The 15155-nt window shown below is 64.2% G+C and carries 8 protein-coding genes; 3 read left to right on the top strand and 5 right to left on the bottom strand.

The window, feature by feature from the left end; translation table 11 throughout:
* Nucleotides 1-52 precede the first annotated feature (52 nt).
* From pbpC to HHL25_RS17860, 5 genes are all read right to left on the bottom strand, one after another.
* Entirely contained in the window at nucleotides 53-2143 is a 2091-nt protein-coding gene (gene pbpC, locus HHL25_RS17880) for a penicillin-binding protein 1C (RefSeq protein ID WP_169594176.1), read from the bottom strand.
* The gene (locus HHL25_RS17875; RefSeq protein WP_169594174.1) at nucleotides 2140-7599 is read right to left on the bottom strand and encodes an alpha-2-macroglobulin family protein; all 5460 of its coding nucleotides are present in this window, start codon (nucleotides 7597-7599) and stop codon (nucleotides 2140-2142) included. Before HHL25_RS17875 ends, pbpC begins: the two co-directional genes overlap by 4 nt.
* Nucleotides 7600-7709: 110 nt before the next feature.
* Entirely contained in the window at nucleotides 7710-8996 is a 1287-nt protein-coding gene (locus HHL25_RS17870; protein ID WP_315853090.1) for a CynX/NimT family MFS transporter, read from the bottom strand.
* The gene (locus tag HHL25_RS17865) at nucleotides 8993-9670 is read right to left on the bottom strand and encodes a FadR/GntR family transcriptional regulator (RefSeq protein WP_169594172.1); all 678 of its coding nucleotides are present in this window, start codon (nucleotides 9668-9670) and stop codon (nucleotides 8993-8995) included. Before HHL25_RS17865 ends, HHL25_RS17870 begins: the two co-directional genes overlap by 4 nt.
* Before the next feature lie 79 nt (nucleotides 9671-9749).
* Nucleotides 9750-10673: a LysR family transcriptional regulator gene (locus tag HHL25_RS17860; protein WP_169594170.1), complete on the bottom strand. Its 924-nt coding sequence runs from the start codon at nucleotides 10671-10673 to the stop codon at nucleotides 9750-9752.
* A 108-nt stretch (nucleotides 10674-10781) separates the two neighbouring features.
* On the opposite strand from HHL25_RS17860, the gene HHL25_RS17855 reads away from it, so the two are divergent.
* The 3 genes from HHL25_RS17855 to HHL25_RS17845 all read left to right on the top strand — a co-directional run bounded on the left by HHL25_RS17855 (nucleotide 10782) and on the right by HHL25_RS17845 (nucleotide 15145).
* Nucleotides 10782-11960 (top strand): acyl-CoA dehydrogenase, encoded by a 1179-nt coding sequence (locus tag HHL25_RS17855; protein ID WP_390624525.1) that lies wholly within the window; start codon nucleotides 10782-10784, stop codon nucleotides 11958-11960.
* Between the two features lie 249 nt (nucleotides 11961-12209).
* Nucleotides 12210-13754, top strand: a complete 1545-nt coding sequence (locus HHL25_RS17850) for a globin-coupled sensor protein (RefSeq protein ID WP_261345126.1) — start codon at nucleotides 12210-12212, stop codon at nucleotides 13752-13754.
* Nucleotides 13755-14140: 386 nt separating this feature from the next.
* Nucleotides 14141-15145, top strand: a complete 1005-nt coding sequence (locus HHL25_RS17845; protein WP_169594164.1) for a diguanylate cyclase — start codon at nucleotides 14141-14143, stop codon at nucleotides 15143-15145.
* Nucleotides 15146-15155 lie beyond the last annotated feature (10 nt).

Genomic DNA, 15155 nt, shown 5'->3' with positions numbered 1-15155 from the left:
CGGTTGGCGACGCTTTCCATACAAGCGCCTACGGGCGAAGCGTGAAATCGGATCAGGGAGTGCGGACAAAAATCCCGACGCTGGCGGCGCGGCCGACGGCGTCGATGACGGTCAGAGTGGAGTAGCCGGACCCGTTAGGCAGCCAGTCGCTGGTCCGGCGTCGCGTCGGATCGGCGATCGGTTTGCCGTCGGCAAGCCAGCGGAAGGGCGCACGGCCGGACTGGATCTTGAGGATCAGGGGCAGGGGTGTGCCGTCTGGCGCCGTTCCAAGCTCCACCTGGGCACCCTCCGGTGGATAGACGATCTGCGGCGGCTTTTCCCGGGCGCCGGTTGCCAAAAGACCATTCGGTTGCATGGAAAACCGGCGCTGGCTCACCGGCAGTTCGGCGAGGGCAATGCGGGCTGCGCCGTGCGGCGACGGCGGCAGGGCGTTGCCTGCAAGGCCTGACTTGGCAAAGGCCTCGAACAGGATTGGTGCCGCGGTCGCGTAGCCGGATATGCCGGGAATGGCGGCATTGTCGGGTCGGCCGATCCACACGCCGATCACGTATCGGCCGTCGAAGCCGACCGACCAGGCATCCCGGTAGCCGTAGCTGGTGCCGGTCTTGTAGGCGATGCCGGACTGCTGGCTGCCGAGCGGCCGCAGGACACCGGAAAGGATGTCCGCGACGTTCCAGGCGGCCACCGGTTCGAAGAGCGGCGGGCCGTCCAGCACGGTGGGCGCCTCGCGGACGCCGTCCCCGAGGCGGACCGTGTTTTCGCGGTTGGCGAGGCCGGCATAGAGCTGGACGAGGTCCTTCAGCGACGTGCCGACACCGCCGAGCGCGATGGCGAGGCCGGGAGCCTCGGCGGTCGGCAGGCGGGGCTTCACCTCCGCCCGGCGCAGGCGGGTCATCAGTCTCGCCGGACCGAGGGAATCCAGCAAACGAACGGCAGGAACGTTGAGCGAGAGCTGCAGGGCCTGCCGGATCGACACGTCGCCCTGGTAGCTCATGTCGAAATTCTTCGGGCGATAGCCGAAGAAGTCCGCCGGCCGGTCTTCGACGATCGTCTCCTGGGCCACCAAACCTTCTTCGAAGGCGAGGCCATAGATGAAGGGTTTCAGTGTCGAGCCCGGTGAGCGGCTCTGCCGGGTCATGTCGATCCAGCCCCAGCGCGCGGCATCGAAATAGTCCGCGGCACCGATCTCCGCGACGATTTCGCCCGTCGTGGAATCCGCCATCATCATGGCGAGGGAGACTTTCGGGTCGAGCTTTGCCGCGGCCTCGAATGCGACGGTTTCCAGCCGCTGCTGGATGTCGGCCTGCAGCGTGGTCTGATGGCGGTTCGCACCGGGCGTCGCCTTGCGCGCGGCCTCCGCCAGATGGGCGGCAAGGGCCGGAAGGCGCTGGCGAGCCTTGGGCACGGCACTTGTCTCCGCTTGAGCGATTTCGCCGGGATCGACAATCCCGGCAGCCTGCATGCGCTCAAGGACACGATGGCGGGCGGCATCGGCGACCGCGGGATTGCGGTCTGGTCTGCGTCGCTCCGGCAATTGCGGCAAAGCCACCAGAAGTGCGGCCTCGGCAACGGAAAGCCGTCGCGGCTCCTTGCCGAAATAGGCGAGGCTCGCCGCCCTGACACCTTCGAGATTGCCGCCATAGGGCGCGAGTGTCAGATAGAGGTCGAGGATTTCCGCCTTGCTAAGGCGGCGTTCGATCTGGATGGCGCGGGCGATCTGGATCAGTTTCGCGGCCAGCGAGCGCTCCCGCCTGGGCTCGATCAGGCGGGCGACCTGCATGCTGATGGTCGAGCCGCCGGACACGATCCGTCCATTGGCCGCGAGCTGGAGGGCGGCGCGGCCGAGAGCGAGAAGATCGACGCCCCGGTGCTCCTCGAAGCGCCGGTCCTCATAGGCGACGAGCATCTTCAGGAAGGCCGGATCGACATCGGATGCCGATGTCTTCAGGCGCCATAATCCTTCCGGCGTCGCGAAGGCGCGCAGTAGCCTGCCGTCCCTGTCGACCACTTCCGTCGAGACTGTCGCTGCGCGCTCAAGCGGTGGCGGAAAGGCCCGCTCTGCCCAGAAGAGGCCGGCAACGGAAGCCCCCGTCACCGCGAGGGCGGCCAGTGCTCCGATGCCGATTTTGCCAACAGCCCTCATTGTTGCGCTGCCAGGACCTCCATTCGCCCGGTTGCCGTGCGGGCGAAGAACTGCGGACGATACATGTCCTCGACATTTGCCGCAGGGTGATCGTAGGTGCCCGGCGTCACCGCGCGCACGACATAGGCGAGCGTGATCGGATCGTTGACGTCGGCGCCCCGGGTGATGGCCGCCACGAAGCGGTCGTTGCGGAACTCGAGATGGGCCGTTTCCGTCTCGCCGATCCAGTCGAAATTGGCGAGTTGCGCACTGTCGACGAGGCTCGGATTGTCGATCTCCAAGCCCGCCGGCAGGAGATCGGTGATCAGCAGTTCGGCCGGCCAGTTGTCGGTCTCCGTCACTTCGAGGACGACGACATAGCGCTCGTTCTGGGTCGCCTCGCTGACATTGGCCTCTTCGCCGTCCAGCGTGTAGTAGGTGCGGGCGATGGTAAAGCCTTCCGAGGTGGCCGGCAGCGGCGTGCTCGGTGCCGCAACCGTGGTGACTGCCGCCGTCACCGGATCACTGCTGTTGTTGGTCAGGACCACCGGATGATCGAGCAGGGCATCGCCGGCGATGCTGGCGCGGTATCCGCCGCTGTGGCTTGCACCGTTGACCTCGAGGCTGATGCCGTCGTCGCCCTTGTCGAGCGCGCGGGCAGCGAGGAGCGCCCAGGTCTGTTCCTGGGTGCTGAGGTAGCGTTTCTCCCGCAATTCGTCGGCGACGACCTTGGCAAGGGTCGGCACGATCGGCGGGACGGGCCGGCTTTCGGCGGCGAGTGCCAGGACGGCAGCGCCGTCACGCAGCGAGGAGCCGTAGTCAGAGCGGTTGAGGCTGACTTTCGTCAGGCGTGCTTCCTCGGACATGCCGGCGGCTTCGAGGAAGACGGCACGCGACCGTTCGGCGTCGCCGTAAAGCGACAGCGCCGCGGCGAGATGGGCCTTGGAAAGCGGCGTCGGGAAATCGCCGAGCATGGTGTCGGCATAGTAACGCAGGTCGCTGACGGCAGCCTTGCGGTTTCGTGCCAGGACATAGAGCGAATAGGCGATCTCGTTGCCGCGGTCCTTGATGTTGGTGTCGTAACCGATGCGGTTCTGCAGGTTCTGCAGTGCCTGAACCATCGCCTCGTCCGGAACGTCGAACTTCTGTTCACGGGCGCGGGTCAGGAAGTCGGTGACATAGGCATCGAGCCAGAGGTCCTCGTAGCCGGGAGCCCACAGGCCGAAGCTGCCGCTCGACGACTGGTAGGAGAGCACGCGATAGACGGCCTCCTGCACCCGCTTGTGGATCTCGGCATCAGCCGGCAGGCCGGAACCGGGTTGCAGCTCATCGAAATAGACGAGCGGAAGGGCGCGGCTGGTGGTCTGCTCGGCGCAGCCATAGGGGTAGCGGTCGAGGCTCATCAGGAGCGCCGGCACGTCGAAGCCGTCGGCGCGCGCGACGTTGAGGCTGACGGAGGCATCCTGCAGGAGGCTGTCGGCCAACAGGTCGCCGTCGATGGTCAGGCTGCGTCCGGCCGCGAGGTTGATGACACGGCGTTCCGTGACCGGCAGGGATGCCGGACTGACCGGAACATAAAGCTCCTGTTCGAGCGCGATGCCGTCGCCGCCGGAAAGGGCGATGTCGATCGTGCCCTGGCCGGGCGTGACGCCGGTGAGTGGCAGGGTAATCGTCGTCTTGCCGCCGGCCTCCAGCGTGATCTTCTGGGTCTGGTCAGCTTCTTCGATGCCGACCGGTTCGCTGGGGGTGACGGCAAGCGTGTATTCGCCGGACGGGGCGTCGGTTGCGACGACGTCGAGGCGGAGTTCACTGGTGTCGGCCGGAGCGAGGAACCTGGGCAGGCTTGCCGTTACGACGATCGGGTCCCGGATGATGACGTCGGTTTCGGCATGGCCGACACCCGACTTCGACCAGGCGACCGCCATGACGCGGGCGGTGCCGTTGAATTGCGGAATGTCGAAGCTGATCACCGCCTTGCCGTCTGCGTCCAGCTTCACAGGACCGGAGAAGAAGGCGACGAGCTTTTCCTTGGGCGGATTGCCCTGGAGCGGCATCTGGGCGCCGTCGCCACCGGTGCGAAGTTTGCCGGTTGCCCCGAGCGAGCCGTCGATCAGGCGACCGTAGAGGTCGCGCATCTCGATGCCGAGCCGGCGCTGGCCGAAATACCAGGTTTCCGGATCGGGTGCCTCGTAGCGCGTCAGGTTGAGGATGCCGACGTCTACAGCGGCGACCATGACATAGGCTTCCTCGCCGATGCCGGCACCGGCCACCTCGACGGGGATTTGCAATGCTTGGCGCGGCAGGGTCTTTTCAGGCGGAGTAAGCTTGATGGCGAGCTTGTCCGCACCCGGGTCGACGCTCAGCCAGGTGACGCCGATGGCACGCATCGGCATCCGGCTTTCCTGCGCCTCGCCCGGGCGGAAGAGCGTTGCGGTCACGTAAGCGCCGGCGCCCATATCGGCGGTGATGGGGATCTCGACCTCACCGCCGCCGGCCGGGATCGTGGCGGTCTGGGTGGCGATCACGGTGTCGGTCCCGACGGTCAGCAGGAGTTCGCCGGCAAAGCGCGGAGAGACCTTCAGCTTTGCGGTGTCGCCGACAGCGTAGTTTGCTTTGTCCAGGCCGATTTCCAGGGCGTCCGGTGTTTCCGTAGAGCTCGCCTCGACGAACCAGCCCGCGTCGAACTCGACGCTGGTGGCAGCCCCTGCGGCGCCCGGCTGTTCGACCTCGAGACGATAACGACCCCAGCCGACCGGGGCTGCGACTTCCGTGCCGTCGGCGGAGATGTCCACCGTCCCGTCGGCGACCTGCTTGGTGGTCAGGATCGGTTCGAAGCGCCAGGAGGAGCCGTCACGATACCACTGGTAGTTGCGCTCGATGCTGACGAGTTTCCACTTGGCGCCGGGCAACGCCTGCTTCTGTCCGTCCGTGCCGACCGCGATGACATGGAAGCGACCGGTCGAATTCTCGGCGAGGTCGCCGGTGAATTCCGGCTTCACGCCGATCATCGCGCCTTCGGGGCGGACCGGCAGGACGAGCTTGCGCTCGACGGCGCGGCCGCCGCCTTCCGTCAGGCGCAGAACGATTTCCGCTTCGAGCATCTGCGTGGTGGACGGCAGTTCGCTCACGTCGACGTCGAAGGCCGTGTGGCCCGTCTCGTTGAGCGGCTCCAGCGCTTCCAGCGGAATCCGCGTGTCTTCGGACTGTTCCTCGTCGGCGAGGCCGAAGACATACCGTTCGAAGTCGGGACTGGTGCGGGTCGGGCGGATGTTGATTTCGCCCTCCAGCATCAGGCCGGCCGCCGGGGCGCCGTAGAGGTAACGTCCGTCGACGGTGACCGGTACGGCAACGCCGGGTTCGACGCTTTTGGCCTCGCTTGCAATATCGAATTCGAGACGGTCGGGGACGAAGTCGTCAACCAGGAAGGTCTGCTGCGCGATCGGCTCCTTCTTCGGATCCGTGTGGATCCTGACGGTCCAGGTTCCGCGCATCGCGTCGCCAAGCAACGGCAGGTCGGCCGAGTAGCCGCCGAGGGTCTCGCTGTTCACCACCATGCGGCGGAACTCGACCCCGTCGGGCCGATCGAAGATGAAGGTGAGGGGAAGCCGCTCGATGGCATCGGCTTCGGTGTCACGCGAAAGGGCAGCCGCATGCACCGTCTCGCCGGGGCGATAGATGCCGCGCTCCGTCCATGCGAGCACGTCGATTGCACCGGGCGCCGGGCGGCCGGTCACACCGCGGTCCGAAAGGTCGAAGCCGGCTCGGGTCATGTCGAGGAAGACATTGTCGTCTTCCCCCTTGCGCGCGACGATCACCGCGGGGGCCAGCGCGGCGCCGGCCCGCATCAAGCCTGCGTCGAAGCGGGCATGGCCGGATGCATCGGTCTTTGCCGTCGCAAGGATCTCGTTGTTCTTGGCGATCAACTGGAGATCGACGCCTTCCATGGGCGCTGCGGTCGAGAGCGCGCGGGAAAAGACGTGCAGGCCGTCGGTGGCCGCGAAGGTCGAAAGGCCGATATCGGAGACGACGAACCACTGCGTGGCGCGGGTATCCCAGCTTTCGGTCGTGGCATTGGCAACGGAGGCAGTCAGGACATAGACGCCGGGACGGCGTTTGGGCAGTGCTTCGTCAACCGGGAAGCTGGTGACCACGTCCTTGTTGATCTCGTTGGCAATGTCGATCGTGCCCTGCCAGATCAGTTCGCCGCGTTCGCTCTCGATGCGGTCGGTTCCATATCCGTCGAGCTGGTTCAGGAACTCGGACGCGGCAAGCAGAGGCGCCACGTTGCGGTCACCGATCCGGTAGAGCTGGAGCTTGGCGCTTTCCGTGTTGACCGAGACGATCGGGATGCCGCGCCGCGCGGTCGACGGCAGGACGAAACTGTCCCCGGTGAAGCGAACGGCAGCCGAGCGGTCCTTCACATAGAGATCGAGGTCGACCTGGGCCTCGAGGTTTTCCTCGACCGAGGACGGAAGGCCGGCGCGAAGGGCCAGCTTGTAGCGCGCGCCATGGGTAAGGCCCTCTACGCAAATCTGGTTGTCCTTCGCCTCGACGGCCTTCGGCGCCTGCCCGTCGAGCGTGACGAAGGGAGCATAGTCGACACCACGCTTGACCAGCGGATCGGAAAACTCGACGCAGGCACGAGGCGTGACGCTGTCGGCGTCGATGGTGTTGCCGACGACGCGGAAGCCCTTGCGGGAGCGCAGGTCATTGTAGGCGGCCTGAACGGTCTTGGCCGTCACGAGTTCGAGGCTGGCTTTGTAGGCGCTCAGTGCGCCGCGGTAGTTTTCCGCATTCTCCAGCCCCTTGGCGAGCACGGCCAGGGCATCCGCGCGCTCCTGGGTGGAGCGGGTCAGCAGGAAGCCGTTGAGGGCGGCCAGCACGCCCTGGCTGGTCACCGTCTCGTTGCCGGTGACATTGTTTTCCGCACGCGCGATGTCGATCCAGAGCGCGGCATCGTCCGGCGTCAGCGCGAGCGCCGCCTTGAAGGCATAGAGTGCAGCGTCGTAGTTGCCTCCGAGAAGGGCGTCGCGGCCCATCTGCAAGAGCGCGGCATGGCCGATCCCCTGCTGGTCGCCGCCGATGGAGAGCTCCGCCTTCTGCTGGCGAGCATCCTGCATCAGCTGTTCTGAGACGAAGCCGGGCTGGGAGGGCGCGCCGATGTCCTCCTCCGATCCGGCCGTGATGATCCGCCCGGCGATCGCACCGACGAAGGTGTTGAGCTGGTTGAAGTCGGACTTCAGGAAGCACCACTTGACCTTTGGATTGTAGGTGAAGGCCCTGCATTCCTGATCCGCGACGCAGCTTGCCTCGCACTGGGCGAGAGAGACGTTCTGTTCGGTCCTGAGATCGAAACCGAAATAGTCCCCGTCGCGGGTGGTGACGACGCTACGACCATCGGCAGCGGCGACGGGAGCCGCGAGGGCCAGCAGGCCGAAAACGATTGCGGTGAAACCACTGGACCTGCGCCTGGACATGATGTCCCTCCCCACGCTTAAGCAATTCTGGCGGAGGGTACTCTTCGTCCATAACAATCGCTTGTCAATTGTGCCGAAAGTCGCGTTGTGAGCGCCGACACAGATGCCTGTCAGCCGTCACTTCGAATGGTTCTCGCACCGACGTGTTGTGCTCTTCCGGCCCCCCAGCCGTTTACTGCGGCGCCAAGGCCGAGCGCGACGAAAAGCAGGGAGGTCGCGGCGAAACCTCCGGTCCAGTCCCGGATCAGCCCGACCAGAAGCGGGCCGATCGCGGCAAGCGAATAGCCGACGAATTGCGCCATGCCGGAAAGATGTGCTGCCACATGGCTGTCGGGCGAGCGCAGTACGATCGCCGTCATGGCGACGGCGATCAAGCCGCCCTGGCCGATGCCCTGGAGGATCGCCCAGGTCCAGACCGTGGAGACCGGTGCGAATAGGATGCCGAGGAGCGCGCCGACGGCGATGACGAGGAGGGCGACGTTGATCACGCGCTGATCCTTGCCACGCACGGCGATCTGGGGGCACACGATGCAGGAGGCTGCCTGCATCATGACCGACAGGGAGACGATGGCACCGGCGGTGACGCCGTCGATGCCACGATCGCGCAGGAGCGGCACCAGCCAGCCGAACACGCAGTAGGCGAGCGCCGACTGAAGTCCCATGAAGAGGGTCACCTGCCATGCGAGGCGGTCCCGCCAAAGGCCGGTGACGCTCACGCTGGCCTTGCCGGGTTTTCCCCGGCTTCCGAGGGCCTGGGGCAGCCAGATCAATCCGACGATCGCGGCGGGCACGGCCCAGATGGCGAGTGCGCCCCCGAGCGATCCGCCGAGGGCTGCCTCGATCGGCAGCGTCAGTCCCGCGGCGCCGGCCGCACCTGCGCAAAGGGCCATGGTGTAGAAGCCGGTCATGAGGGCGGCCCGGTCCGGGAAGTCGCGTTTGACGAGGCCGGGCAGGAGGACGTTGCCGATGGCTATGCAGGCGCCGGCCAGTGCTGTTCCGAGAAACAGCAGGGGCACGGAATGAAAGCCGCGCAGGGCGGTGCCGACCACCAGGAGGAGTAGGGCACAAAGAAGCGCGCGCTCCGCGCCGATCCGAGCAGCGAGGCGCGGCGCAAGCGGCGAAAATACACCGAGGCAGACGACAGGCGCCGTGGTCAGCAGGCTCGTGGCGAGCGTGGAAAGGCCGAGCTCGGAGCGTATTTCGGGAAGCAATGCGGATGCGCTCGAGAAAAGTGGGCGAAGGTTGAAGGCGGTCAGGACCAGGCTGATGCCCAGAACCGTCCGTGCCAACGGGCTCATCTGCGCCTGCGCGGGCAGCGAGGGCATGGGAAGATCTTCGGCGTCGATCAGCAGTTCGTCCGCGAGATCGAGCGTGTGCTGCTCGTCATCGCGTCTCACGCTGCAACCTCGCCGTCGAGGAAGGCCAGCACGGGTGCCATGAACCGGCGCACGGCATCGCCTGCCTTGTCGGGGGCGCCCGATTCGATCGCATCGACGATCGCGGCATGGGCGGCGAGGTCGGGTTCGGGCAACGTCCCGCCGGTGGTCGCCCGGATGGTGTCGGCAATGGAGGCGGAGAAGAACTCGAAAAGCTCGACCATGGCACGGTTTCCGGAGGCGGCGATCACCTCCTTGTGGAAGGCAAGATCGCGGGCGACGAAGCCGTCCCGGTCGCCGACATCGGAGCTCCCGCGCTGGGCGAGGAGCGCTCTCAGCCTGGCAATGGTCGCCGGCGTGGCGCGCTGGGCCGCCAGGCGGGCGGCTTCCACGTCGAGGGCGCAGCGTGCCTCGAAGCGATCCCGGAGACTGGCACGGCGGGTGCCGTCGAGTGTGCTCAGGCTGTCGGTCGCCGAGCGAACATAGGTTCCGGAGCCCTGCCGAACCTCCAGCAGTCCCCGGGATGCCAGGACCCGCACCGCTTCGCGCACGGTGCCGCGGCTTACGCCGAGCGTCGCCGACAGCGACGCTTCATTGGGAAGGCGGGCGCCGACGGCAAAGCGTCCGGCGGTGATTTCCTCGCGGATCGCATCTGTCGTCGTGTCTGCGAGACTGGTCTTCTGAATTGGCTTCATGATCTGAAGATAAAGTCATCGGATGACTTTGACAAGTGGCCCTCTCGCCGCGGAGGCAATCATTGCGGGATCTGGCTTGTTAGCCGGAAGTCGGCTCGCGCTGTGCGTTGAAGTCGCGCACCTGCCCGAGCAACCAGGTCGAAAACGCGGTGGCCGGCTGGTAGGCCATCTTTGACAGTGGGCGCACCAGGTAGTAGGCGCTGGCGCTCTTCACCTCGTGATCGAAGGCGCGCACGAGTTGCCCGCCGGAAAGCTCCGGTTCAATCAGGAATGTCGGGACAAGAGCGATGCCGAGGCCGGCAAGGCAGGCCTGGACCACGTTGGAAAACTGTTCGAAGCGCATGCCGCCGCCGCGCCCGTTGGGTATGCCGAGACTTGCGAACCAGTGTTCCCAGGCGCGGGGCCGCGAGGCCATGTCGAAGAGCGGCATGGACAGCATGTCTTCGGGGCGAGAAACAGGATGATCGCGCAGGAAGGCGGGACTGCAGACCGGCACGACCATTTCCTGCATCAGGAACTGGCAGTCCGTGCCAGGCCAGTTCGGTTCGCCGATGTGGATTGCAGCGTCAAGGCCGGAGCTTTCGAAATCGAACTGGCCGATGCGGGTTGCGAAATCGATGATGACGGAAGGGTTCTTCTGGAGAAAATCCGGGATCCGCGGCATCAGCCAGCGGGTGCCGAAGGTCGGCAGGATAGCTAGGCGCAGATGGGTGTCTTCCGCCTTTGCCATGGCCTCCAGCGACAGGGTCCGGATCGTTGCGAGTGCGTCGCCGATGCCCTTGGCATAGTCACGACCGATGGATGTCAGTTCGACACCACGATTGTTGCGCTCGAACAGCTTGACGCCAAGTTGATCTTCCAGAAGGGATATCTGGCGGCTGATCGCACCCTGGGTGAGGTTGAGTTCGTTGGCGGCGGCGGAAAAGCTGCCGAGCTTGGCAACGGAATCAAAGGCGGCGAGCGCGCTTGTCGACGGTAGGAAACGGCGTTGATGGGTCAGCATCTGCTATGAATAGACCTGATAGCCGCATGAGTAAACATGTGTTGCGTTCCGTTCCCATTTCGTCAATTTATGCATCAGTTTACAGAGGATATCAGACCCATGAGCGAAATGCGGCCCTTTTCCTGGAGTGATCCATTCCTGATGTCGGAGGCGCTCACCGAAGACGAGCGCATGATCCAGGCGTCTGCCGAGGCCTTTGCCCAGAGCGAACTCCAGCCCCGCGTCAACGAAGCCTATCTTGGCGAAACCGTCGCGCCGGAACTTTTCCGCCTGATGGGGCAGGCCGGTCTGCTCGGCGTAACGCTGCCGGAAAAATACGGCGCGGCCGGTGCGGGCTATGTCTCCTACGGTCTCGTGGCGCGTGAAGTCGAGCGCGTCGATTCCGGTTACCGCTCGATGATGAGCGTGCAGTCCTCGCTGGTCATCTATCCGATCTATGCCTATGGCTCGGAAGAGCAGAAGGACAAATATCTGCCGGGGCTCGTCTCGGGCGAGCTGATCGGCTGCTTCGGCCTCACCGAACCCGATGCCGGCTCCGATCCGGGCGGCATGAAGACCCGCGCCGAGAAAATCGAAGGTGGATACCGCCTGCGCGGCTCGAAGATGTGGATCTCGAACGCACCGATCGCCGACGTCTTCGTCGTCTGGGCGAAGTCGGAAGCCCATGGTGGCGAGATCCGCGGCTTCGTGCTCGAGAAAGGCATGAAGGGGCTTTCCGCGCCCAAGATCGGCGGGAAGCTGTCGCTGCGCGCTTCGGTCACCGGCGAGATCGTGCTCGACGGCGTCGAAGTCGGCGAGGATGCATTGCTGCCGGGTGTTTCGGGCCTCAAGGGTCCCTTCGGCTGCCTCAACCGTGCCCGCTACGGCATTTCCTGGGGCGTTCTTGGGGCCGCAGAGGATTGCTGGCACCGCGCGCGCCAGTACGGTCTCGACCGCAAGCAGTTCGGCAAGCCGCTCGCCGGCACGCAGCTCTACCAGAAGAAGCTCGCCGACATGCAAACCGAGATCACGCTCGGCCTGTTCGCCTCGCTGCGCGTCGGCCGCCTGATGGATGAACATCAGTTCGCCCCGGAAATGATTTCCATCGTCAAGCGCAACAATTGCGGCAAGGCGCTCGACATCGCACGGCAGGCCCGCGACATGCACGGCGGCAACGGCATCCAGATCGAATACCACGTCATGCGTCACGCGCAGAACCTGGAGACGGTCAACACCTACGAGGGCACGCATGATGTTCACGCGCTGATCCTCGGCCGCGCCCAGACCGGCATCCAGGCTTTCTTCTGAGGCTAATTTCCGGCCTCATCCTCACTGTTTGCAGATATTCAAAGCCCGCCTTTCCGGCGGGCTTTTCCGCATCTGGCTGCAGGTGCGTGGCCAAGCACCGAGGGTCCGGCGGCTTGCAAAAATAAGTTTCGGTCAAGTGACCAAAAGTCCCCCTAATTTAAAACATCATAAACTATTGACATACTAAATCTTGCCCTGCCGACTTAATTGTTTGTTCATTTTGACAGATCGCAAGTTTTTGGGGGTGTGATGAGGGGTGTGGTATCGGGAAGTCATCAACAGGGGCCGGCGGGCATAAGCTACGCGGATCTTGCGCGACGTCTGGAATTCATGCAGCTCGACAAGAGCGCGATGGAGCGAATCCGGCAGGTGGGGCCGCTGCTCAATGCGAAGCTCCCCGACGTTCTCGGCGAGTTCTACGGGCTGCTGTCCGAGGCGCCGGAGGTGCAGCGCTTCTTTCCGACCGGCGAGCACGTCGAGCGCGCAAAGAATGCGCAGATCCGGCACTGGAAGAATATCGCCAAGGGAGATTTTTCCGACGACTACTTCGAGAAGGTCAAGGCGATCGGCAGCGTGCACGCGCGCATCGGTCTTGAGCCGCGCTGGTACATTGGCGGCTACGCGCTGATCCTCGAGCGTCTGGTCGAGGCTGTCCTGGAGAAGGTTTCAACGACCGGTGGGATCTTCGGCCAGCGTAAGTCCAGCAACGCCGAGACGGCAAAGACCATCTCGGCCCTGGTCAAGGCCGTCATCCTCGACATGGATCTTGCGATCTCCGTCTACATCGAAGAGGCGGAGGCGGCGAAGAAGAAGGCGGAAGCCGAAGCGATAGAAGCTGAGCGTGGCTTCGTTCGGCGCATCTTCGGCGAAGCGATCGGTGCGATTGCCCAAAAGGATCTGACCCACCACATCGTCGAGGATATACCAGTCGCCTATGCACCCCTGCGCGACGATTTCAATCGTTCTGCCGATTTCCTGGCCGAGGCACTGTCGGTGATTGCCGATTCCGTCGAGACAATGGACGGGGGCGCCAACGAGATTTCCGACGCGGCGCGCGACCTGTCGCAGCGCACGGAAAAACAGGCTGCCGCGCTGGATGAGACGGTGACCGCGCTCGGCGAGATTACTGCCAACGTTTCGGCGTCCACGTTGCGCACGGAAGAGGTTCGTCGTGTCAGTGTCGAGGCAAACCGTTTTGCCGGGCAGTCGACTGCAGTCGTCACGGCGACCGCGCAGGCGATGGAGAGAATTGAGGAACACTCCTCGAAGATCGTCGACATCATCGGGGTGATCGACAATATCGCCTTCCAGACCAATCTGCTTGCACTCAATGCCGGAGTGGAAGCCGCCAGAGCCGGCGATGCGGGGAAAGGCTTTGCCGTCGTCGCGCAGGAAGTGCGCGAGCTTGCCCAGCGCTCCGCCAATGCTGCCCGCGAGATCAAGGCATTGATCGAGAACGCGACGTCCGAAGTCGGCGAGGGCGCGCGGCTGGTCAAGAGCACGGGGGAAGCATTGAGCGGGATCATCGGCTACATTGAGCAGATCGATACCCACGTGGATGCCATCTGGTCGTCAGCGCGCGTCCAATCCTCCGGCCTTGCGGAGGTTAGCGCCGCACTTGGCGCGATGGATCAGGCCACCCAACAGAATGTGGCGATGGTGGAACAGTCGAATGTCGCATTGAGCAATCTGGCAACGGAGGCCTCCAAGCTGCGGGAGCTGATCGGGCGGTTCATCCTTCCGCGGAAGGCGTCAACTGCCCAGTCTCGGTCCGGCTGGAGACGTGCAGGTTGAACGCAAATCGATAGCTGTCGCCCAAGGGGGAATGCCGAGCCGTCAACAGCCGGCGCAACAAATGCGAGCATTTTGACCGATAAATTTCCGATTCTGACAAGATACCTACAAGAATCGATATATTTTTTCGGACGCTAAAACGCTAAGGGAATTGGACCGTTCTTCGGAGCTTTTCGTCTTAGCAGAGAATTCGAGACTGCCGATCTGATCGAATCCTGCCTCACGGCGTATCGCGGATTTCCCCCGTGTCGTGCTTTGTCGTCGCGGAACATGAATGAAATGCTCTGCCCGTCAGGGTTGATCCGGACGAGGTGGTCTATCGTAGAGTGACTTGGACCCAAACGGCTTCAGTTGGCGCCCCATCGAAACCGTAACGAGGAGAGAAGATGTATACGGTTGCCGTTATGGACAAGGACGTCCTCGCCGCTTTCAGGAGCGAGCATCCGTGGCTGGAGCTCCCGGCGGATGTCGAAGAGATTTCGTTGTTCTTTGACGATAATGGTGGACCGGCACGACTGACGGCAACGTCGAACGAACAGGGCCGCAATGTCCCCTTCGATACCGACCGGCTTCGGACGGACACCCTGCTGGCGCTGATCCGATTTGCCCCGCGGGGCACGCCGAAGACATGGGAAAGTCCGGAGGAAGCCCGTGTCTGGCGTATTCTTGACCGGTTGCCCACGGCCGAGGACGCCACGCTGATCGATGTCATGCTCGAGCAGGCGCGGCGCGCAATGCTGGAGGAAGCCTATTCCATCGTGCACAAGATGGCGACCCAGGCATTGCGCGGATTGGCGGCTTCGGCCAGTTCGTCTGGGGAAACCGCCCGGCTGGAGGCCGCCGCGCGTGCGGTTCCGCTCAGGCTTGGAAATATTGCCGATGAGCACAAGGCCCTGTTCCTCGAGGTGGACCTTTGGCGCATGGTCGCCGTGCTGCGTGATGAGGCTTCACTGCCGATCGATTACGAGATGCCGCCAAGCAGCGAACTCGATGAACTGGACGCGCTGGTCGGCAACCCCGCTGTTACGGAAGGCGTGTCGGACTCCCTCATCCAGGCGCTTTTCGACCTTTCGCCCGTCGCCTTCTCGATTTCGACGATCGGCCGGAACAGCTCACGCTACGTTCGCGTCAATAAGGCCTACCTCGATCTCGTCGGAAAATCCTGGGACGAGATCCGGGGTCATGAAATGGTGTCCTCCGGGCTCGTCATCGGCAACGATGCGCGCGCGCGCCGCCTCGAGAAACTCGATAAGAGGGGGGAATATTCCGGCGAACGCGCGGAAATCCGCAATGCAAACGGAGACGTGATCCCGGTGTTAATCTCGGCGCGCAGGCTTGTACTCGCGGGCGTACTCTACGACTTCGAGGTTATTGCCGTCGCAGTATCCTGACCTTCGGCGT

This window comes from Rhizobium terricola (assembly GCF_012927355.1).
Classification (GTDB): Bacteria; Pseudomonadota; Alphaproteobacteria; order Rhizobiales; family Rhizobiaceae; genus Allorhizobium; species Allorhizobium terricola.
Note: the sequence above shows the minus strand (reverse complement) of the source record. Positions and strands in the feature narration are given on the sequence as shown.

Excerpts from the sequence above, each read along its gene's own strand:
- HHL25_RS17845 (WP_169594164.1), top strand. The coding sequence starts at position 14,141 with ATGTATACGGTTGCCGTTATGGACAAGGACGTCCTCGCCGCTTTCAGG.
- HHL25_RS17855 (WP_390624525.1), top strand. The coding sequence starts at position 10,782 with ATGCGGCCCTTTTCCTGGAGTGATCCATTCCTGATGTCGGAGGCGCTC.
- HHL25_RS17850 (WP_261345126.1), top strand. The coding sequence starts at position 12,210 with ATGAGGGGTGTGGTATCGGGAAGTCATCAACAGGGGCCGGCGGGCATA.
- HHL25_RS17875 (WP_169594174.1), bottom strand. The coding sequence starts at position 7,599 with ATGTCCAGGCGCAGGTCCAGTGGTTTCACCGCAATCGTTTTCGGCCTG.
- HHL25_RS17865 (WP_169594172.1), bottom strand. The coding sequence starts at position 9,670 with ATGAAGCCAATTCAGAAGACCAGTCTCGCAGACACGACGACAGATGCG.
- pbpC (WP_169594176.1), bottom strand. The coding sequence starts at position 2,143 with ATGAGGGCTGTTGGCAAAATCGGCATCGGAGCACTGGCCGCCCTCGCG.
- HHL25_RS17860 (WP_169594170.1), bottom strand. The coding sequence starts at position 10,673 with ATGCTGACCCATCAACGCCGTTTCCTACCGTCGACAAGCGCGCTCGCC.